Consider the following 20,677-nt stretch of genomic DNA (forward strand, 5'->3'; position numbering starts at 1 on the left):
ATTAAAGCGCATAACTGTTCGTTAAGTTTTGCACTTTATAGTGACCCTACTGTTACGTTATCGAGAGTACTGTCTTGCCTATTTCAACGACGTCAAAACCCAATGGCACGGGTTTCAAACGCATCTTCCGCGCTTCTATGAATGCAGTATCGGGTTTAAAAGCTTGCTGGATAAATGAGTCTGCCTTTAGACAAGAGGTGATGCTATGCCTCGTCCTCTACCCTTTTTTATTTTTTGTTAATGCCACTTCAGTGGAAAAAGCATTGCTGTTTTCTTCACTCACCCTTGTAGTGATAGTGGAGCTCATTAACTCCGCCATCGAAAGCACCATTGACCGTATTGGACTAGAACATAACGAACTTAGCGGGCGTGCTAAAGACATGGGGGCTGCCGCCGTCATGATGACCATTTTTATGATGATGGGTGTGTGGCTATGCGTGCTGCTCTACTAAATTCTTTCAAACCCGTAGCATCCGCCTGGCTTTTATTTATAATCGCCATGTCAGCCTTCAGCACTCTAAACATAGATTTTACGATAACGGACTTTATATATCGCCTTCAGGGTAATGCTTGGGCATGGAAAAACACCTTAATTACCCAAGATATTCTTCACAAAGGCGGTAAATGGCTAAGCTTGGCGATGGGTTTAGCCACACTCCTCCTATTAATACTAAGCACCGTGGTTACTCGTCTTAAAGCGTATCGCACGCCGCTTTTATATCTTTTTTCCGCAACGCTTCTTTCAGCGCTACTTGTAGCAACGATTAAACACCTAGTGAGCATGGAATGCCCTTGGGATTTAGTTCGCTATGGTGGGGCACGCGACTTTATTGGCTTGCTCAGCATACGGCCTTCCTCAATGCCAGCGTCCGCCTGCTTTCCCGCCGGGCATGCCAGCGCAGGGTATACCTGGATAGCCCTCTACTTCTTTTTTGCCGCCATACGGCCCCACTGGCGATGGGCAGGGCTTGCACTGGGCTTAGGGCTTGGCCTTACGTTTGGGATCACTCAACAGTTCCGCGGGGCGCACTTTCTCTCCCATGACCTCTGGACCGTCATGATTTGTTGGACCGTAAGCTTTGTCCTTTCAAGATTCTTATTACCCCCCAGCGTTCATTAATCTTTTCATATAGAGAGCCTTTCAATGCCCCCTTTGCTGTCATTGCCTTCAAAAATTGTAGGCACCGCTTGGCATTATCGCCCCACATTAAGTACGGAGCAGCTTGTCTTATGGGGTGTTGTCATATTCAGTGTTTTTTACAATGTCCCTTTTTGGCAACAAGCCTTTGCTGGCTATGACCCTCTTGCCGTCCAGACGTGGCTAACCTTTGCCAATATGTTTTTGGTGATGACCTGCCTTAACTATTTGATCTTCGTGAGCCTTGCTTTTCGAACGCTGGTAAAACCTTTATTAACCTTGCTGTTTCTGATTGCCGCCTTTGTCAGTTACTTTACCAGTTACTACGGCACCTATTTTGACACCTCCATGCTAGACAATGTGCTTCAAACGGACACTAACGAAGCACAGGAACTTCTCACCGCTGGTTTACTGATTCATTTGGCAATCTTTTTTGGCTTGCCTACCGTCATGATTTGGCGCGTTAACATCACACCTTCAACCTGGAAGAAGGCAATGTTGCGTCGCTCGGCTTATTGCCTTGCTAGCGCTGTTATATTGCTGTTAGCGCTCTTTTTATCTTATCAAGAAGTGTCGTCACTCATGCGCAACAATAAAGAGCTTCGCTACTTGGTGACCCCAGGTAATTATATTGTTTCGATGGCGCAGGCGCTTTCCAGCCAACACGCTTCCGCGAATACGGTGCGTTCCCCGGTGGGTGAGGACGCCAGTATCAGTTCACAAGCGGGTGACAAACCCACACTGCTCGTCATCGTGGTGGGCGAAACGGTACGGGCGGCGAATTGGGGGTTAAATGGTTATGAACGCCAAACCACACCCAAACTTGCCCAGCAGCCTGACGTTATCAATTTTTCAGATGTTTTCTCATGCGGTACAAGCACAGCGGTCTCATTACCCTGCATGTTTTCATTACCAGGGCGTGCCGATTACGCTAAATCGTATGCTCAGCAACATGAATCCTTGCTGGACGTATTAGCTCACGCCGGGTTAGAGGTCACCTGGCTTGATAACCAGTCAGGCTGTAAAGGTGTCTGCGACGGAGTGACAACAAAAGCGCTCTCGCCAGAGGAGTATGCGTCTTTATGTCAAGATGGACGTTGCTTTGATGAAGCACTGGTTCAAGCATTAACCACGCAAATTAGCGGTACCTCAGCAGATCAGGTGGTCGTGCTGCATCAGCTAGGCAACCATGGACCCAGCTATTACCAACGCTACCCTCCTGCTTATGAGCGTTTTGTGCCCACCTGCAACAGCGCTGATTTAGCCACGTGCTCAAGAGAGGCCATTACCAATAGCTACGACAACGCCATTCTATATACCGACACCGTATTGGATCAGGTGATTGAGACGTTAAAGCATCAGGATGAATACGCAACGGCGATGATCTATCTCTCGGATCATGGTGAATCACTTGGCGAAAAAGGGCTTTATCTGCACGGCATTCCCTACGCTATTGCCCCCGACGAACAGACGCATGTGCCTATGGTGTGGTGGCTGTCCAACTCATTTTCACAGCAGCAAGGGCTTGATACGGACTGCTTACGCCAAGTCTCTGATCAAGCCGCCTCGCACGATAACTTATTTCACAGCGTGTTGGGTTTGCTTGACGTAGCAACGGACGTTTACCAGCAGGCAAAAGATATTAGCCAAACGTGCCGGAGCCTCGCCAATTAATGAATGCTTAAGTGATCGTTAAGTATTCCATGGCAAGCTGCTTTCCACTCTGCTCAACTATTCTGGTGTATGCACATGGTTTTATCGCATTTATTGGGCTCCAGCCAAGGTTTTTGGAGACGGCTTCTACCCAAAAAAATGGCAACCTCGGAGGGCTTGGTAGGCGGTGTCAACGCCTCTATTCATTCTGCTAAATGGCTTTCCTTTAGAGCCAGCGTTGTTTTAGTTACTTTACTAGCGACTCTGCTGTGGTTAACGGGAATAGAAAACATCGAGATCACCATCGCCATATTAAGTGTAACGTCAAATGGTATATCACAGTTACTCGGTCGCTATTTTTCTCTCAGTGAATTGAAAATGGTTGAAAATGATTTGTTCGATACGCTCGACGCATTAGGAGCTGCAGGAGTTGGAACCTTAATAATTTTATATTTATTGGTTTAGCAAACTTAATATTTAATCCAGGGACAAAGCACCCTTGTTTATGCAGCTAGGTAAAACTAAAGAATGAAGAAAATAGCGGATGCATAAAATTCGAGCAGCGAGTCAACAGTTATTACTGTTATGGATTTTGCGCTACAAATTTATAGAGTTTCTGACACGGGGGTGGCTGAGCTTGTGTTTATAAATGACTCCACCCCATTTCGTAGAATTACTACAAAGATAGGTTATGTCACGACAAACCGGAAAATATGGCATTTTGGCTGGAATTCATATCACAACAGACTAGAAAAGCCAAAATGGAGGCGGCCCCAAAAGCCACATCCCGGCACACGCAGCCACCACTACCGTTGCTCCCTTCCGGGCCTGGCGGGGTTCGCAGTTTAGCGTTGCGGGAGGACCTAAGGGGCCACCATAACGGCACACTCGGTTGTTAAATAAGTGTGTTAATGCTGATGTGGTGGCTACGCCCTGATTTGAACAGGGGACCCCATCATTATGAGTGATGTGCTCTAACCAGCTGAGCTACGTAGCCTTTCCTCATCAACGGGTGCAGATTATGCCTATCTTAACGATGAAAGGCAAGCCGGATTCCGGCTTGCCCTGCTAGTTAACAAAGCGTATCGAAATTGACTTATTGAATAGCAGTACGCACGGCTTCAGCACCAGGCTCGCCGTTGCGTGTGGTCACGCCGTCTAACCACTCGTCAAGCACGCCATCATTGGCCTTCAAGTAATCACGCGCGGCATCACGAGGGTCTTCGCCATCATCCATGATCGCGCTCATTAGTTGGTTTTCCATTTCCAGGGTAAACGTCATGTTGCGCAATAGCGTTCCCACATTGGGGCACTCCTCCACAAAGCCCGCACGGGTATTGGTGTGCACCGTCGCACCGCCTAAATCTGGGCCAAAATAGTCATCGGCATCAGATAGGTAGGCCATCTCGAAGTTGGAATTCATGGGGTGCGGCTCCCAGCCTAAAAACACCATCCACTGCTCGTTGGGTACTCGGGCACTTAGCTCAGCCAGCATTCCCGCTTCGCTGGAATCGATTACCTGCCAATCGCCAAGGCCATAAGCGTCATCATCGATCATCTGCTCGATCATCTCGTTGCCGTCGTTACCCGCCTCGATACCATGCAAGCTGCGATCAAACTGGTCGGCATGCTCTGCCAGATCGTTAACCGATGTCACACCGGCATCGTAAACATACTGGGGCACCGCGAGGGTGTACTTCGCCCCTTCCAGGTTAGCCACCAGGCGCTCAACCTCGCCACGCTCGATATAGGGGTCGCTGATAGAAGCCATCGAAGGCATCCAGTTACCCAGGAAGACATCAAAATCATTGTTGCGCATGCCTGCGTAGGCGATCGGCACGGAAACCGTATCCACGCTTGGTTCATAGCCAAGCCCTTCGAGGACTTCGCTGGCGAGCGCAGTGGTGGCGGTAATATCCGTCCAACCCACTTCGGCAAAGCGCACACTGCTGCACTCGTTTGCAAAAGCCGCCGTTGGCAGACCCGCTGCCAACAATAAAGCACCTACGTAGCGTGAAGAAGTTCTGTTCATCATCGTTGCCCCCTTTATAAGCTTATTGCTAATTACATAGATACGAACACTCAGTTGCTGCCGTGGTCGCAGTGCATAGAAATCGTCGGCGCCTTTTATTGATTGAACGTTCAATAAAAAAATGCCATCATGGTTAGGTAATCATGTCTACGCCTGGGTTTCAAGCAGTGGCCCTGCTAGGCATTCAACGAATTAGGAGAGCGCTGTGCCAAAGGTGGGAATGGAACCGATACGCCGCCAGCAGTTAATTACCGCAACCATGGCAGCCATTGATGAAGTCGGCCTGGCCGAAACGACCGTCATGCGCATTGCACGTCATGCGGGTGTTTCAGCGGGCATTATCAGTCACTACTTTGGCGGTAAAGATGGCTTGTTGGAAGCGACAATGCGGCAAATCCTGACCGACCTGACCGGGGCCGTTGCGGTGCGCCGACATGCGTTGGAAGACGACTCTCCCCGTGCTCATATTGGCGCCATTATTGAGGGTAACTTTGACCGCACCCAGGTCACCGGCCCCGCCGCTAAAACGTGGTTAGCGTTCTGGGCCAGCAGCATGCATAAACCCATGCTACAGCGGTTGCAAAACGTCAATGATCGTCGTCTTTACAGCAACTTATGTCACCAGTTTCGACGTGTAATGGCCCGCGCAGAAGCCCGCAACGCAGCGCGTGGTTTGGCTGCCATGATCGACGGTCTGTGGCTACGTGGCGCCCTTACCCCAGAAGGATTAGATGCTGACGAAGCCCGCCTTCTTGCGCACACTTATCTCGATCAGCTTTTTGCTCATTATGGATGTACAACGCCTGCATCCCACACGAACAGTTAATTTTTTATATTCAAGGAGACCGACATGGCCGCTCAAGACGTACAGCCTCTTTATATTGATGGTCGCCAGGTAGCCTCCACCTCAGGCGATACTTTTACCGTTACCAACCCGTTTGATGGCAGCCTGCTGGCCACTATCGGCCAAGCTAGCCAAACTGATGTCGACACCGCGGTCGCCGCTGCCCAGCGAGGCCAGCGCGAGTGGGCCGCGATGACTGGCATGGAGCGCTCGCGTATTCTGCTGCGCGCCGTCGCGCTGCTAAGAGAACGCAATGATGAACTTGCTGAGCTGGAAACCCGCAACACCGGTAAGCCGATCAGCGAAACCGCCAGTGTCGATATTGTTACCGGCGCAGATGCGCTGGAGTACTACGCTGGCTTGGCGCCTGCTATTCAAGGCAGCCAGATCCCTCTGCGTGATAGCTCTTTTGTGTACACCCGCCGCGAACCGCTGGGTGTCATTGGCGCCATTGGCGCCTGGAACTACCCGATCCAAATTGCTTGCTGGAAAGCCGCACCGGCGCTTGCGGCAGGCAACGCAGTGGTATTCAAGCCCAGCGAAGTGACCCCGCTAACCGTGATGAAACTGGCGGAAATCTTCACAGAAGCCGGCCTGCCTAATGGCGTCTTTAACGTGGTACAGGGCGATGGCCGTGTAGGCGCCATGCTCACTGAGCATACTGGTATCGCCAAAGTCTCGTTCACCGGCGAAGCGGGCACCGGCAAAAAAGTCATGGCCGCCGCCGCTAGCTCGACGCTAAAAGACGTCACCATGGAACTAGGCGGCAAATCGCCGCTACTAGTTTTTGCAGATGCCGACCTTGATCGCGCTGCAGACGCCGCCATGATGGCCAACTTTTACTCCAGCGGCCAAATCTGCACTAACGGCACGCGGGTATTTGTTGAACGCAGCGTTAAAGAGGTCTTTGAAGCCAAGCTGGTAGAGCGCGTCAAGCGTATCAAAGCAGGCGACCCGATGGATCCCAGCGTCAACTTTGGCCCGCTGGTTAGCTTTGAACATCAAGAGAAAGTGCTTTCGTATATTGCTCTGGGCAAGGAGCAAGGCGCTCGCCTGCTCGTGGGTGGCGACGAGTGGAATACCGGCAGCTTTGCCAATGGTGCCTGGGCGGCACCGACGATCTTCACCGACTGCACCGACGAAATGCGCATTGTGCGCGAAGAGATCTTCGGCCCAGTAATGTCGGTACTCGCCTTTGATGACGAAGCAGAAGTCATTCGTCGCGCCAATGACACCACCTACGGCCTTGCCGCTGGTGTCTTCAGCGAAAGCTTGAACCGCGCCCACCGTGTGATTCACCAGCTGGAAGCGGGTATCTGCTGGATCAACACCTGGGGCGAGTCACCCTCCGAAATGCCCGTTGGCGGCTATAAAGAATCTGGCATTGGTCGTGAGAACGGTATCGAGACGCTTAATCACTATACCCAAACCAAGTCAGTTCAAATCGAGATGGGGCCATTTGAGTCAGTGTTTTAAATCAAAGTGCTACTTTCCGCGCAATAACTGACCAGGGCGCTGGGGGTGGCTTGTAGCGAGGGTCTTTTCCCAGGGATGGGAAAAGTAGCGCCCAGGGATGGGTTCACAGCGCCCTCGCGTAAAGCTACCGCCAGGAAGCCCAGCCCCATCTTCAGCCTCGGTAACTCACCATGTCTCAACCACGCGAATTTGATTACATCATTATCGGTGCAGGCTCGGCGGGCAACGTGCTCGCCACTCGCCTCACCGAAGACAGCAACGTCAGCGTACTGCTGCTAGAAGCGGGTGGGCCGGACTACCGCTTCGATTTCCGCACTCAAATGCCGGCCGCCCTTGCCTTCCCGCTTCAGGGTAAGCGCTATAACTGGGCTTTCGAAACCGACCCCGAACCCTATATGGACGGCCGCCGTATGGAATGTGGCCGCGGCAAAGGCCTGGGCGGCTCCTCGCTGATTAACGGCATGTGCTATATCCGCGGCAATGCGCTTGATTACGACAACTGGGCCAAACAACCCGGTCTCGAAGATTGGGACTACCTGAGCTGCCTGCCTTACTTCAAAAAGTGCGAAACCCGCGACATTGGGCCCAACAGCTATCACGGCGGCGATGGACCGGTGAGCGTGACCACGCCAAAGCCCACCAACAACCCGCTCTATCGCACCTTTATTGAAGCCGGTAAACAGGCAGGCTACCCAGAGACTGAAGACGTCAACGGCTACCAGCAAGAGGGATTCGGCCCCATGGACCGTTTCGTCACGCCCAAAGGCCGCCGCGCATCCACGGCCCGGGGCTACCTGGATACCGCCAAAAAGCGCCATAACCTGACCATCGAAACCCATGCCGTTACCGATGTGATCGAGTTTGAAGGCAAGCGTGCGGTGGGCGTTCGCTATGAGCAGAAAGGTGAAAAACAGCAGGCCTATGTACGCCGCGAAGTAATTCTGTGTGGCGGCGCCATCGCCTCGCCGCAGATTTTGCAGCGTTCAGGTATTGGCAACCCGGAACTGCTGAACGAACTGAATATCGAGACGGTTCATGCCCTGCCCGGCGTGGGTGAAAATCTCCAGGATCACCTGGAAATGTACATTCAATACGAATGCAAAGAACCTATCTCGCTCTATCCAGCGCTAAAGTGGTACAACCAGCCTAAGATTGGCGCCGAATGGCTATTCAATGGCACCGGCGTGGGCGCCAGCAACCAGTTTGAATCCTGTGGCTTTATCCGCAGCAGTGATGAAGAGGAGTGGCCCAATCTTCAGTACCACTTTCTGCCCATCGCTATCAGCTATAACGGCAAAAGCGCGGTAGAAGCACATGGTTTCCAAGCCCATGTTGGCTCGATGCGCTCAGAAAGTCGCGGTCGTATCCGCCTGACGTCAACGGATCCACACGCGGCACCCAGCATTCTGTTCAACTACATGGCCAAAGAAAAAGATTGGCAAGAGTTCCGTGATGCGATCCGCCTCACCCGTGACATCGTCGCCCAGCCTGCGTTTGATAAATACCGAGGGCGTGAGATAGCGCCTGGTCCGAACGTTCAGACGGACGCTGAGCTAGATGCTTTTGTTAAACAGCACGCAGAAACCGCTTACCACCCGTGTGGCAGTTGCCGAATGGGCGAAGGAGAGATGGCGGTCACCGATGGCCAAGGGCGCGTGCATGGGATTGAAGGTCTGCGCGTGGTCGATGCCTCCCTCTTTCCGGTGATTCCTACCGGTAACTTGAATGCGCCCACCATCATGCTGGCGGAGAAAATCGCCGACCGTATTAAGGGGCACGAGCCGCTCCCCCGCGCCAGCGTTGACTACTATGTGGCAAACGGTGCACCGGCCAAACGCGCTTGAACATTTAGCCTGTTTACCACTCCAAACGCTATGGCTTGCCGCCATGGCGTTTTTTTTGGCTACGTTAAAGGAACAAGCTGCGCCAAACGTGCCTAAAAACTTGCGTGTGATAGCCCCCATCTGCCAATATTCAAACAAGTGTTCGACTCAATATCTCAACAACCATGTTACTCGCGTTTTATTAACAACAGTCGGCCTGCAACAGTGGCCAGCAAAAAGAGAGATAACCTATGCTCACCCTACTTCTGATCGTGCTCGCCATTGTCGGCTTGCTCGTGGTCATGCGTCGCGAAGCAGGCGCCCCCGCGGCGCTAGCTGTACTTGGCGTATTAGGCCTTGTTGGCCTACTGTTTGACGCGGAAATCATTGGTGGCCTGCTGCTTCTTGGCGCTGCGGCAGTAGCCGTGGCAGGCCTGCCCACGCTGCGTCGCAAGTGGCTTACTCCACGCCTATTCGCCACCTTTAAGAAAGTCGCCCCCAAAGTGTCCGCCACCGAGCGCACGGCTCTGGAAGCAGGCAGCGTCTCTTGGGACGGCGAGCTATTTTCAGGCAAACCCCAGTGGGAAAAGCTGCTCGCCTTCAAAGATGATGGCCTGCGCGACGATGAACAAGCCTTTCTGGATAATCAGTGCGCCAAAGCCGCGGGTATGTGCAACGCCTGGGATATCGCCCAAGAGCGCGCCGACCTGCCCCAGCAGCTGTGGGACTACCTGAAAAAAGAGGGCTTCTTCGGCATGATTATTCCGAAGGAGTACGGCGGCCTTGGCTTCTCGGCCAAAGCGCAGTCCATGGTGCTGCAGAAGCTCTCTGCCAACGAAACCCTGATGGTCACCGTAGGTGTGCCCAATTCCCTCGGCCCTGGCGAGTTGCTGCTTAAATACGGTACCCAAGAGCAGAAAGATCACTACCTGCCGCGCTTGTCCGATGGCCGTGAAATCCCCTGCTTTGGCCTCACCGGCCCGCGCGCAGGTTCCGATGCCACCTCGCTGCCTGATACTGGCGTAGTCTGCAAACAGACTATCAATGGCGAAGAAGTGCTTGGCCTGCGCCTTAACTTTGAAAAACGCTGGATCACGCTGGCGCCCATCGCCACAGTCGTTGGTCTTGCCTTCCGTCTGTTTGACCCGGAAAAGCTGCTCGGTGACGAAGAAGATCGCGGCATTACGCTGGCGTTAATTCCCCGCGATACCGATGGCATGGAAATCGGTCGTCGTCACCACCCCATCGGCAGCCCGTTTATGAACGGCCCGATTATCGGTAAAGATGTCTTTGTACCGCTGGATACCATTATTGGTGGCCCGGACATGATCGGCCAAGGCTGGCGGATGCTGGTGGAGTGCCTGTCTATTGGTCGCTGCATCACACTACCCTCAGGCGCGACCGGCACCGCACGCTACGCCCTAGGCTGGAGCGGCGGTTTCACCCGCGTTCGTCGCCAGTTCAACGTACCGGTGGCCGAAATGGAAGGGGTACAAGAGCCCCTCGCTCGCATGGCGGCGCTTGCCTATATCTCCCAGGCCACCGTGTATCAAACTGCCAACATGATCGACCATGGCGAAAAGCCTGCGGTGCCCTCGGCCATCCTGAAAAGCCAGCTGACCGAGTTCCAGCGCGTGCTGCTTAGCGACGCCATGGACGTACACGGCGGCAAGGCGGTGACCCTTGGCCCACGTAACTACCTCGGTATCGGCTACAGCGCCAACCCAGTGGCGATTACCGTGGAAGGCGCCAACATCATGACCCGCAACCTGATGATCTTTGGTCAGGGTGCTATCCGCTGCCATCCCTACGTGCTGGACGAGCTGGCGGCGAAAGACGCCAATGATATGCAGGCGTTTGATAAAGCCTTCTTTGGTCATGCGGGCTTGATCTTTGGTAACGCGGCCCGCGCCTTTACTTTGGGCTTTGGCATCGGCAAAGCCAGCGTGCCCTTCGATGGCCCCGCCACCGTCTATGCTCAGGATATTGCCCGTCTCTCCGCTGGCTTTGGCCTGTGCGCCGACGCCGCCATGGCAAGCCTGGGTTCAGCGCTCAAGAAACGCGAAATGATCTCTGCGCGGCTGGGAGATGTGCTGTCTAATCTTTACCTAACTTCGATGGTGCTCAAGCAGTGGCAAGCGGGCAGTAAAGTAGAAGGTGAGGAAGCACTACTGCATTACAGCTGTCGTTTCCTGCTGCAGCGTGCCGAACAGGCGTTTGTGGAGATTTTCGACAATCTACCTAACCGCGCGCTAGGCAAAACGCTTAATGCTGTGGTGATGCCGACCGGCCGCCGCTGGAATAAACCTCACGATGACTTGGCTCGCGACATTGCCAGGCGTGTATCCACTCACAGTGCCCTACGTACCAAGCTTTTGGAAAACACATGGGACACGGATGACGGTGAACAGCGTAACCCGCTGGCGCGCTACAACGCCCTGCTGATCGATTACGATCGCGCTGAGGCGCTTTACCGCACGGTGAACAAAGCCTATGCCAAAGGCGAGCTACCGCAAACAGCACTGCACCCTGAAGCACGCGTTGAGGCTGGCCTGGAAAAAGGCCTGATCAGTGCCGAGGATGCGGAGTTCATGCGCACCTTTGAGGCCGAAGTTCTGGAAATGCTGACCGTGGACGATTTCACCTACGATGCCTTTGCCAAGAATAAGTCCACCTTGATCGATCACAACGAAAAACCTGCGCCAGCGCCAAAGCAGGCCGAGGAAAACGTTAAGTAATACCTCTTTTTCAAAGCATTACCTGTAAAGAAAGCCGACTCCTGGCATGCAGGAGTCGGCTTTTTTGTGTTCACTTTCTACGCCTAAATGCGTAGTCCGATGGATCAAAAACGCGTTGCAAGTTCGCAAACGATCAACTAGCCTTTCGTAAACGAAAGCGATTAGCCCTAACAAGTCGCATTTAAATAGCACTCTCCAACCGCTATTTCCAATAACAATGACGCTAGCGAGATCGGCATGTCCTTACATTTGCAAAATATCGATCACATCGTTAACGGTGTGCCGCATATCAGTGGCGTTGATCTAGCCCTTGAGCCAGGCTCCTTCAACGTGCTGCTTGGGCGAACGCTCGCCGGGAAAACCACGCTGATGCGCCTAATGGCAGGGCTTGAACCGCCCACCCGGGGCAAAATCATCATGGACGGCAAAGATGTAACGAATGTTTCCGTGCGAAAACGCAATGTCTCCATGGTGTACCAGCAGTTTATCAACTACCCCAGCCTGACTGTTTACGACAACATTGCCTCACCGCTTAAGCTGGCCAAACAGCCTAAAAGCGAAATTGATAAGCGGGTTGGCGAAATTGCTGAAATGCTGCATATCGAACACCTGCTCAAACGCTACCCACAGGAACTCTCCGGCGGCCAACAGCAGCGTACCGCCATGGGCCGGGCACTGGTGAAGGATGCTGAGTTAATTCTGTTTGATGAGCCGCTGGTCAACCTGGATTATAAACTGCGTGAAGAACTACGCGATGAATTGCGCGATCTGTTCAAAGCGCGTAACTGCATTGCGGTGTATGCCACCACCGAACCCAATGAAGCGTTAGCGCTGGGCGGTAACACAGCGGTGCTGCATGAGGGTAAGCTTCTTCAATACGGCCCTACCGAGCAGGTCTATCGCGAACCGAATGGTCGCTTTAGCGCAGAAATGTTCTCTGAACCCCCGATCAATATCGTCCCCGGCCAATTGACCGACAGCGAAATCACTTTTGACCAAACGTTACACTTTCCCTGTGACGACAAGCTAAAGCGCCTTGAACCGGGTGATTACGACTTTGGTGTCCGCGCTTCGCACCTCACCCTGCAGCCACAACGCGCCGATGACCTGGCGCTGGACGTCCATGTGGATGTAGCGGAAATCAGCGGCTCAGAAACCTTCCTACATGTTCACCACGAACGTTTCCCCTTAGTGCTGCACCTAGCGGGCATTCACCAGTTTAGTGTTAATGAACCCCTGAAAGTCTACTTCCCCACCCATCAACTTTACGCCTTCGACAAGCAGGGCCACACGGTCCATATTCCTGCGCGTCAGGGAGGAGCTGCCCATGGCTGAGATCACACTAAAAGGCTTGGCGCACTCCTACGAAAAAACGCCCAAGGGCGCGGCGGATTACGCCATCCGGCAGATGGATCACGTCTGGCACCAGGGTGGCGCCTATGCGCTGCTGGGCCCATCGGGCTGCGGTAAATCGACGCTACTCAATATTATTTCGGGCCTGCTTGAACCTTCAGAGGGCGACGTGCTTTTCGACGGCCAGCGAGTCAATGAGCTACCCCCTGAAGAGCGCAATATTGCCCAGGTTTTTCAGTTCCCCGTGATCTACGACACCATGACGGTGTTCGACAATCTCGCCTTTCCCCTGCGCAATATGAATACCCCCGAGTACCGGGTAAAACCCAAGGTACTCGAAGTCGCCGACATTCTTGAGTTGACGCCACTGTTGGATCGTAAAGCCAAGAACCTAACCGCCGACGAGAAGCAGAAAGTTTCCATGGGCCGTGGACTGGTACGTGACGACGTCACGGCCATCCTGTTTGATGAACCGCTCACCGTGATCGACCCGCAGCTAAAGTGGAAACTGCGCCGCAAGCTCAAAGAGATTCACGAGCGCTTTAACATCACCATGATCTACGTGACCCACGATCAGCTCGAGGCCTCGACCTTCGCGGATAAAATTGCCGTGATGTATGAGGGTCAGGTGGTGCAATTCGGTACGCCGAGAGAGCTGTTCGAGCGCCCCGCACATACCTTTGTGGGTTACTTTATTGGTAGCCCCGGCATGAACTTTATGGCCGTGGAACACCGTGACGGACAAGTGATGTTCGGCGCACAGCCGCTACCGGTTAGCGAGCACATGAAGCACGCCGTCGCCAACGCTAGCTCAGCCAATATCAAGCTAGGTATTCGCCCTGAGTTTATTGCGATTTCCTCAAGCTCTTCAGCCAACAGCGTGCCGATTCAAGTAATTAGCGTGCAAGACCTGGGCACCTACTCCCTGCTGACTTTCAAGCTCAACGAGCAAACCTTTAAAGCCCGCCTGCCTGAAGGACACTCACCAGTGAGTGAAGCGGCGTTTGCGCACTTCGACGCCGCCCATGTGGCGCTATATATCGATGAATATCTGGTGGAGGCTGGCCATGAATAACAAAGTACCCAATAACAGAGCCTGGCTACTGGTGTTACCCATGCTGTTGCTGGTGGCGTTCTCCGCCATCATTCCATTGATGACCGTGGTCAACTACTCGGTGCAGGACGTGCTTGGTCCGAATGCGAGCTTCTTCACCGGCACCGAGTGGTTTAAAAGCATGCTCAACGATGACGCGCTGCAAGCAGCGTTTCTGCGCCAGATTTCATTTTCGCTGATTATTCTTGCCATTCAGATCCCCCTTGGGATTGGCATCGCGCTGATTATGCCCAAACGCGGTTGGCAAGCCTCGGCAGTGCTGATCCTGATCACCTTGCCGCTACTGATTCCTTGGAACGTGGTGGGCAGTATTTGGCAAATATTTACTCGTGGCGATATTGGCTTGATGGGTTGGGGCCTGCGCGAGTTAGGCGTCGAATACAACATCACCCGCAATGCCGGCGACGCCTGGGTAACGATCATTCTGATGGACGTATGGCACTGGACCCCGCTGGTGGCCATGCTGTGCTATAGCGGCCTACGTTCGATTCCCGAAGCCTATTATCAGGCAGCGCGTATTGACCGTGCCTCAAAATGGGCCGTGTTCCGCTATATCCAGCTACCCAAGCTAACCAACGTGCTGGTAATCGCTGTGCTGCTGCGCTTTATGCACTCCTTTATGATCTACGCCGAACCCTTTGTACTGACAGGCGGCGGGCCGGGCAGCGCCACCACCTTCTTAAGCCAATCGCTAACCACGATGGCGGTCGGCCAACAGGATTTAGGACCTTCTGCAGCGTTCTCGCTGATCTATTTCCTGGTCATTCTGCTGGTGAGCTGGGTGTTCTACACCACCATTATGAATATGCAGAAAGACAAATCGCCGCATGGAGGTACCTAACATGAGCTATCAACTCGAAAACACCCAGCGCGGTGAAAAGTACAACAGCATTTTTAGCAAGGTTTCACCGGCCAAGCGGCGGAACCGCACTGCCCGCGCGCACTGGCGCTCGCGTATCCTGCTTGGCCTTTATCTGGCGCTGATGATCCTGCCCATTTATTGGCTAATCAACATGTCGCTGCAGACCAACAGCGAAATTCTGGGCTCCATGACACTGTGGCCCCAAAACCTTACCTTTGATAACTACATCGGCATCTTCACCAATTCAAGCTGGTACATGGGCTACGTCAACTCGATGCTCTATGTGGCGATGAATATGCTCATCACCATCTGCGTCGCGCTACCCGCCGCCTACGCCTTTAGCCGCTACACCTTTATTGGCGACAAGCACCTGTTCTTCTGGCTGCTGACCAACTTGATGGCTCCCCCCGCCGTCTTCCTGCTGCCCTACTTCCAGCTCTACTACTCAGTTGGTCTGTTCGACACCCATATTGCTGTCGCGCTGGCTCACTGCCTGTTCAACATCCCGCTGGCCATCTGGATTTTGGAAGGCTTTATGAGCAGCGTGCCTAAAGAGATCGACGAAACCGCTTATATCGACGGCTATAGCTTTCCACGCTTTTTCGTCAAGATCTTTATCCCCATGATCCGCTCCGGCATTGGCGTCACGCTGTTCTTCCTGTTCATGTTCTCTTGGGTAGAACTGCTGCTGGCCCGGACATTGACCGCCACCGACGCCCAGCCCATCGGCATGATCATGACGCGCACCTCGACAGCATCGGGAATTGACTGGGGCACCCTGGCCGCCGCCGGTGTACTGACCATTATTCCCGGCATTCTGGTGGTCTATTTCGTCCGTAACCATATTGCCAAGGGCTTTGCCCTGGGCCGTACCTGAGGAGATCTCGCTATGTCTTGGATGGTATGGACAGTACCCACCGCCATATTCTTTTCATCGATCGCTGCCATGTTGGCGGGGATGACAATCTGGGAGATTTTGTCGCCCACCATAGAGCGCAAAGGGTTTTTACCCATTGCCACCACTCGCGGAGACCGGCTATTTATCGGCCTGCTCTCGGCGGCCTTTATCCACCTGGGAGTGATCGGTTTCACCTCACTATCTATTTGGATTGCACTAGCAGTATCAGCCGTATGGCTACTGGTTTTAATGCGCTGGGGCTAGCCCTTGAGACAGCTTCTTGAGATAGCCCTTAACAAGTTGTTGAAAAAGCAATTCAGCGTTTATTCGGTATCAAGGACGGCCAAGCCATCAAGGAAGAACACAACAAAACGAGGTCACCATGCAAAAGCACGACAATAAATCCAAACGGACTAAGTTCAAACTGACAACCCTCGCCGCCAGTTTGCTGCTGGCATCGGGCACGCTGTCAGCGCAGGAAGAGGATACCCGCGCCATCGCTGAACGCTTGGTCGATGAGCACTTCCAAAACTCAACGCTAAGCCGCGAAGAGCAGATCGAAGAGCTGATGTGGTTTGCCAAGGCTGCCGAGCCTTTCCGTGACATGGACATTCAAACCGTGGCGGAAGGCCTCACTACTCACGTTTATGAAAGCGAAGTGTTAGCGGAAGCCTTTAGTGAGCTGACCGGTATCAATCTGACCCACAACATCATTGGTGAAGGCGATGTCGTAGATACCATGCAGAACCAGATGCAGTCGGGCAACAGCATCTATGACGGCTTCGTCAATGATACCGACTCCATTGGCACGCATATCCGCTATGGCACCACCATCAACCTCTCTGAAGCGATGGAGAACGAGTGGGCCGACTACACCCTGCCCACGCTGGACCTGGATGACTTCATCGGCCTGCAATATGGTACCGGCCCAGATGGCAGCATCTACCAGCTCCCGACCCAGCAGTTCGCCAACCTCTACTGGTTCCGCCATGACTGGTTCACCGACCCCGACCTGATGGCCCAGTTTAAGGAAATCTACGGCTACGAGCTCGGCGTACCGACCAACTGGACCGCTTACGAAGATATCGCCAAGTTCTTCACCGAGGACGTGGGTGAGATAGACGGCACCAAGATTTACGGTCACATGGATTACGGTCGTCGTGATCCGTCACTAGGTTGGCGTTTCCACGACTCCTGGCTCTCCATGGCGGGCATGGGCAGCCAAGGGGTTCCCTTCGGTAACCCAGTGGATGACTGGGGTATCCGCGTCAATGAAGATAGCCAGCCGGTAGGCGCCAGCGTTAGCCGTGGCGGTGCTACCAACTCGCCGGCCTCCGTGTTTGCGATGCAGAAAGCCGTCGATTGGCTACGCGACTACGCACCTGAAGAAGCGCAGGGCATGACCTTTGGTGAAGCAGGCCCCGTGCCCGCGCAAGGCCATATTGCCCAGCAAATCTTCTGGTACACCGCGTTCACAGCTGACATGACCGACCCCTCGGTTGCCGTGACCGATGATGAAGGTAATCCGCTGTGGCGCATGGCTCCTTCCCCCACCGGCCCTTACTGGGAAGAAGGTATGAAAGTTGGCTACCAGGACGTGGGCGCATGGACGTTCTTCGACTCAACACCGGAAGACCGCCGCACCGCCGCTTGGCTATTTGCCCAGTTCACTGTGGCGAAAACTACCTCGCTGGAAAAACTCATGCACGGTTTAACGCCGATTCGTGAGTCTGACATCTTCTCTGAGCAGATGACCGAGATGGCGCCGAAGCTGGGCGGCTTAGTTGAGTTTTACCGCAGCCCCAACGAGTCGAACTGGACGCCTACCGGTACCAACGTACCTGACTATCCGCGCATGGCACCGCTGTGGTGGCAGAACCTTGCACCGGTCATGAGTGGTGAAGTCACACCCCAGGAAGGTCTCGACAAGCTAGCGGCAGATCTGGGCAGCACCATGAACCGTTTGGCCCGCGCTAACGTCTTCGACAGCTACGCACCTGTACTTAACGAAGAGCAGGATCCACAGGTCTGGCTGGATCAGGAAGGCGCCCCGAAAGCCAAGCTGGATAACGAAATGCCGCAAGGCACCACCGTTCCTTACGATGAAATGATGGAAGCCTGGATGGCCGCCGGTACGCGCCAAGAGTAACTAAGCTTAATATCAGTTGAGTTTAGGAAAAACTACGCGTCAAAGCTTGCAGGGCGGGCAGTCGCCCGCCCTGCCAAGGGTTTCATTGGCGGTATGCCAGAGCAAAAGACAGAACACCCACTGCAACCGGGCTATTGATTGGTTAATTGGATCCGCTATGAAACTGCGAAATAGAAACATTGAGAAGCTACCTAACGAGACCTTTGATGCTCTGATTATCGGCGGCGGCATCAATGGCGCTGCCACCGCAGCAGCACTGGCTGGCAAAGGCGCAAAAGTTGCATTGATTGACCGCGGCGACTTCGCTGGCAGCACCAGCATGCACTCCTCAAACTTAGTGTGGGGAGGAATTAAATATATGGAAAGCAAGGATTTTGCCCTGGTTCGTAAACTATGCAAAAGCCGTAATCACTTGATCAAGAGTTACCCTTCTACGGTGCAGGAAATCCGCTTCCTAACCACTATTTCAAAAGGTTTCCGCCACTCTCCACGCTACCTATGGGCGGGCACCTGGCTTTACTGGCTGATGGGCAACGGCTTCACCAAACTGCCGCGTCTGCTCTCACCGAATAAAATCAAGCAGGAAGAGCCAATCATCGAAATTGAGGGGGCCGTTGGCGGTTTTGAGTATTCTGACGCCTACCTGCACGATAACGACGCTCGATTTGTCTTCAACTTTGTTCGCCAAGCGCTTAACTATGGTGCGATTGCCGCCAACTACGTCGAATCACTCGGCGCCGAGCGCCAGGATGGCCTGTGGGTGACCAAGGCACGCAATGTGATGGATGGCAGCACCTTCGATATACGCGCCAAGGTACTCATCAATGCGGCCGGCCCGTGGGTGGATCAGCATAATGAGCTGACCGGCCAAAAAACCACTCACCACCACCTCTACTCCAAAGGCATTCACCTCATCGTTCCGCAATTAACGGATTCCCAGCGGGTGCTGGCGTTTTTTGCTGACGATGGCCGATTGTTTTTTGTCATTCCCATGGGTAACCGTACCTGCATCGGGACTACCGATACCCATATGGAGCATCCTGAGGTGGAAGTCACCGCTGACGATATCGCCTTTGTACTGGAAAATATCAACAAGCGCCTGACCCTGGCCAAGCCATTGAGCCAGGACGACATTATCTCTACCCGCTGCGGCGTACGGCCATTAGCGATCAAAGATGATCAAGGCAACGATCGCGACTTTCTGCAGCTATCGCGCAAGCATGTAGTCGACACCAATGCCGAAAGCGCGCATATCAGTATCTTTGGCGGCAAGCTGACCGATTGCTTGAATGTGGGTGATGAAATTGCCGAAGAGATCAGCCAGTTGGGCGTTACCCTCACAGACCCTAAATTCCACTGGTACGGCGAACCACCCAACCCCGTCAAGCAGCAGTTTATGGATCAGGCCAAGCGCATGAACCTGGATGCCATGACCGCCCAGACCTCATCTGAGCTGCTCTCCACACGGCTCTGGCGGCGTTATGCCGACCAGGCTATTCAGATATTGGAAAAAATCCGCCAGGATCCTGCCCAGGGTGAAATTCTAATTGAGGGCACCGAGTATATCCGCTGTGAGATTGAGCATGCCCGTGACCACGAGATGATCACCCAGCTTGAAGACTTTCTACGCCGACGGGCCAAGGTTTCGCTGGTTGTGCCCCATGAGCAGTTGCGCCATTCAAACGGTCTGAAAGAAGCCTGTCGGGTATTATTTGGCGACGACGCGGAAGAGCGTTTTAACAGTTACTTCGAACAACACCGGGACACATCACTGCCTTTTACACCCATGGCCAATGCTTAATTGTCTATAAAACTAAAAAGCCCCCCTTATATGAACAAGGGGGGCTAATGGTTATTTAAGCAATTGGTTTATTTTACTCTTCATCTTCAATACGAAGTTGAGAGTCTCCCGCGAGCACTTCATCCCAGGCCTCTTCCAGTGTGCAGCCTGAACGACTATCCACCGTGTCGATAACCTCAACCGCATGTTGCAGTGACTCACGATTACCCTTCAGCGCCACAACCAACCTGGCGAGATCTTGCTTGCTGAAGGAGCTGGCGATGCTATTGGCTTGTTGGCTCAGTTCGATGCAGTTCATTAGTACTACCTCATGGTATGGTCATCCGCTGCCTAACCGCCAATCGGTTTAAAAGCAGCCATCTTAATTAACGACGTATGGTGACGTTGCTACTCATGCTGGGCCGGATAAGTGCCCAGTTCGGTAACTGCGAAACGGTCACAAGCGTTACAAGACCTTCGCCCTTTAGCGCTAGGGTAATACTGAAGCGCTATCGTTCTGTAGCAGGGATTAGTTCAGTGATTCGGGATAACGAGTCACCTTCCTGATCCATGACCTCACTATGGGCTACAACAGGAAAGCTCACAATGCGTCATTGGCCGCAGGCATGGTTGTAACTCGACTACATAAACGCTCAATAAGCGTTAATGGTGTTAAAGACTTTCATGAGGGGCGCTAAAAGCGAAAAAAGGCGGCCAATGGCTTAATTGGCCGCCGCATTATAAAGAATCGAAAGAGTGAATAGATAGTGTGCTTAAGTAGGGGTGCTGCCCTTATTAGTTGAATTCAGGTCATTAT

At 53.3% G+C, this 20,677-nt stretch carries 17 protein-coding genes, 1 tRNA gene and 1 other RNA gene; 15 read left to right on the top strand and 4 right to left on the bottom strand.

The features are described 5' to 3' along the window. Window positions 1–74 precede the first annotated feature (74 nt). From KO116_RS12255 to KO116_RS12270, 4 genes are all read left to right on the top strand, one after another. Window positions 75–452, top strand: coding sequence for a diacylglycerol kinase (locus KO116_RS12255; protein ID WP_022523383.1), 378 nt, complete (start codon window positions 75–77; stop codon window positions 450–452). Then, window positions 434–1,120 carry a phosphatase PAP2 family protein gene (locus tag KO116_RS12260; protein WP_022523382.1) on the top strand — a complete coding sequence of 229 codons (687 nt, stop codon included), beginning with the start codon at window positions 434–436 and terminating at the stop codon, window positions 1,118–1,120. The genes KO116_RS12255 and KO116_RS12260 overlap by 19 nt, the downstream gene beginning before the upstream one ends. A 24-nt stretch (window positions 1,121–1,144) precedes the next feature. After that, window positions 1,145–2,812, top strand: coding sequence for a phosphoethanolamine transferase (locus KO116_RS12265; protein ID WP_045812129.1), 1,668 nt, complete (start codon window positions 1,145–1,147; stop codon window positions 2,810–2,812). 75 nt (window positions 2,813–2,887) lie between these two features. Further along, a complete protein-coding gene (locus tag KO116_RS12270; RefSeq protein WP_035563666.1) occupies window positions 2,888–3,256 on the top strand; it encodes a hypothetical protein in 369 nt (122 codons plus the stop codon). Between the two features lie 306 nt (window positions 3,257–3,562). Here the strand turns inward: KO116_RS12270 and ffs are convergent. From ffs to KO116_RS12280, 3 genes are all read right to left on the bottom strand, one after another. Continuing rightward, an RNA gene (gene ffs, locus KO116_RS24670) (signal recognition particle sRNA small type) lies at window positions 3,563–3,659 on the bottom strand. 52 nt (window positions 3,660–3,711) lie between these two features. Then, window positions 3,712–3,788: transfer RNA gene (locus KO116_RS12275), tRNA-Met, on the bottom strand. Window positions 3,789–3,887: 99 nt separating this feature from the next. Beyond that, the gene (locus KO116_RS12280; RefSeq protein WP_035563663.1) at window positions 3,888–4,826 is read right to left on the bottom strand and encodes a choline ABC transporter substrate-binding protein; all 939 of its coding nucleotides are present in this window, start codon (window positions 4,824–4,826) and stop codon (window positions 3,888–3,890) included. Between the two features lie 202 nt (window positions 4,827–5,028). Here KO116_RS12280 and betI point away from each other — a divergent pair, with 202 nt between their 5' ends. The 11 genes from betI (at window position 5,029) to KO116_RS12335 (ending at window position 19,881) form a co-directional block, all read left to right on the top strand. Next, window positions 5,029–5,649 (top strand): transcriptional regulator BetI, encoded by a 621-nt coding sequence (gene betI / locus KO116_RS12285; protein ID WP_179915953.1) that lies wholly within the window; start codon window positions 5,029–5,031, stop codon window positions 5,647–5,649. 24 nt (window positions 5,650–5,673) lie between these two features. Further along, window positions 5,674–7,143, top strand: coding sequence for a betaine-aldehyde dehydrogenase (gene betB / locus KO116_RS12290; protein ID WP_035563658.1), 1,470 nt, complete (start codon window positions 5,674–5,676; stop codon window positions 7,141–7,143). A gap of 170 nt (window positions 7,144–7,313) precedes the next feature. Continuing rightward, window positions 7,314–8,987: a choline dehydrogenase gene (gene betA, locus KO116_RS12295; protein WP_035563655.1), complete on the top strand. Its 1,674-nt coding sequence runs from the start codon at window positions 7,314–7,316 to the stop codon at window positions 8,985–8,987. A gap of 230 nt (window positions 8,988–9,217) precedes the next feature. Beyond that, complete coding sequence (locus KO116_RS12300; protein ID WP_035563652.1) at window positions 9,218–11,704, top strand: acyl-CoA dehydrogenase; 2,487 nt, start codon at window positions 9,218–9,220, stop codon at window positions 11,702–11,704. A 237-nt stretch (window positions 11,705–11,941) separates the two neighbouring features. Beyond that, window positions 11,942–13,039 (top strand): ABC transporter ATP-binding protein, encoded by a 1,098-nt coding sequence (locus tag KO116_RS12305; protein ID WP_035563647.1) that lies wholly within the window; start codon window positions 11,942–11,944, stop codon window positions 13,037–13,039. Then, the gene (locus KO116_RS12310) at window positions 13,032–14,132 is read left to right on the top strand and encodes an ABC transporter ATP-binding protein (protein ID WP_035563644.1); all 1,101 of its coding nucleotides are present in this window, start codon (window positions 13,032–13,034) and stop codon (window positions 14,130–14,132) included. The genes KO116_RS12305 and KO116_RS12310 overlap by 8 nt, the downstream gene beginning before the upstream one ends. Then, window positions 14,125–15,012, top strand: a complete 888-nt coding sequence (locus KO116_RS12315; protein ID WP_035563641.1) for a carbohydrate ABC transporter permease — start codon at window positions 14,125–14,127, stop codon at window positions 15,010–15,012. The genes KO116_RS12310 and KO116_RS12315 overlap by 8 nt, the downstream gene beginning before the upstream one ends. 1 nt (window position 15,013) lies before the next feature. Continuing rightward, complete coding sequence (locus KO116_RS12320) at window positions 15,014–15,910, top strand: carbohydrate ABC transporter permease (RefSeq protein ID WP_035563637.1); 897 nt, start codon at window positions 15,014–15,016, stop codon at window positions 15,908–15,910. Between the two features lie 12 nt (window positions 15,911–15,922). Then, complete coding sequence (locus KO116_RS12325; protein ID WP_035563634.1) at window positions 15,923–16,195, top strand: DUF2160 domain-containing protein; 273 nt, start codon at window positions 15,923–15,925, stop codon at window positions 16,193–16,195. Window positions 16,196–16,313: 118 nt separating this feature from the next. After that, on the top strand, window positions 16,314–18,080 hold the full coding sequence (locus KO116_RS12330) for an ABC transporter substrate-binding protein (protein ID WP_035563631.1): 1,767 nt from the start codon (window positions 16,314–16,316) through the stop codon (window positions 18,078–18,080). 157 nt (window positions 18,081–18,237) lie between these two features. After that, entirely contained in the window at window positions 18,238–19,881 is a 1,644-nt protein-coding gene (locus KO116_RS12335; RefSeq protein ID WP_035563628.1) for a glycerol-3-phosphate dehydrogenase/oxidase, read from the top strand. Between the two features lie 73 nt (window positions 19,882–19,954). Here the strand turns inward: KO116_RS12335 and KO116_RS12340 are convergent, their stop codons facing one another. Next, window positions 19,955–20,179, bottom strand: a complete 225-nt coding sequence (locus KO116_RS12340) for a hypothetical protein (RefSeq protein ID WP_008956668.1) — start codon at window positions 20,177–20,179, stop codon at window positions 19,955–19,957. Between the last annotated feature and the right edge of the window lie 498 nt (window positions 20,180–20,677).

Origin of the sequence: Halomonas sp. KO116 (assembly GCF_000734975.2) — a bacterium.
Classification (GTDB): domain Bacteria; phylum Pseudomonadota; class Gammaproteobacteria; order Pseudomonadales; family Halomonadaceae; genus Vreelandella; species Vreelandella glaciei.

Coding starts and splice junctions, on each gene's coding strand:
- KO116_RS12280 (WP_035563663.1), bottom strand. CDS start 4,826: ATGATGAACAGAACTTCTTCACGCTACGTAGGTGCTTTATTGTTGGCA.
- KO116_RS12305 (WP_035563647.1), top strand. CDS start 11,942: ATGTCCTTACATTTGCAAAATATCGATCACATCGTTAACGGTGTGCCG.
- KO116_RS12265 (WP_045812129.1), top strand. CDS start 1,145: ATGCCCCCTTTGCTGTCATTGCCTTCAAAAATTGTAGGCACCGCTTGG.
- KO116_RS12330 (WP_035563631.1), top strand. CDS start 16,314: ATGCAAAAGCACGACAATAAATCCAAACGGACTAAGTTCAAACTGACA.
- KO116_RS12300 (WP_035563652.1), top strand. CDS start 9,218: ATGCTCACCCTACTTCTGATCGTGCTCGCCATTGTCGGCTTGCTCGTG.
- KO116_RS12335 (WP_035563628.1), top strand. CDS start 18,238: ATGAAACTGCGAAATAGAAACATTGAGAAGCTACCTAACGAGACCTTT.
- KO116_RS12320 (WP_035563637.1), top strand. CDS start 15,014: ATGAGCTATCAACTCGAAAACACCCAGCGCGGTGAAAAGTACAACAGC.
- betB (WP_035563658.1), top strand. CDS start 5,674: ATGGCCGCTCAAGACGTACAGCCTCTTTATATTGATGGTCGCCAGGTA.
- KO116_RS12340 (WP_008956668.1), bottom strand. CDS start 20,179: ATGAACTGCATCGAACTGAGCCAACAAGCCAATAGCATCGCCAGCTCC.
- KO116_RS12310 (WP_035563644.1), top strand. CDS start 13,032: ATGGCTGAGATCACACTAAAAGGCTTGGCGCACTCCTACGAAAAAACG.
- betA (WP_035563655.1), top strand. CDS start 7,314: ATGTCTCAACCACGCGAATTTGATTACATCATTATCGGTGCAGGCTCG.
- KO116_RS12315 (WP_035563641.1), top strand. CDS start 14,125: ATGAATAACAAAGTACCCAATAACAGAGCCTGGCTACTGGTGTTACCC.
- KO116_RS12270 (WP_035563666.1), top strand. CDS start 2,888: ATGGTTTTATCGCATTTATTGGGCTCCAGCCAAGGTTTTTGGAGACGG.
- KO116_RS12325 (WP_035563634.1), top strand. CDS start 15,923: ATGTCTTGGATGGTATGGACAGTACCCACCGCCATATTCTTTTCATCG.
- KO116_RS12260 (WP_022523382.1), top strand. CDS start 434: ATGCGTGCTGCTCTACTAAATTCTTTCAAACCCGTAGCATCCGCCTGG.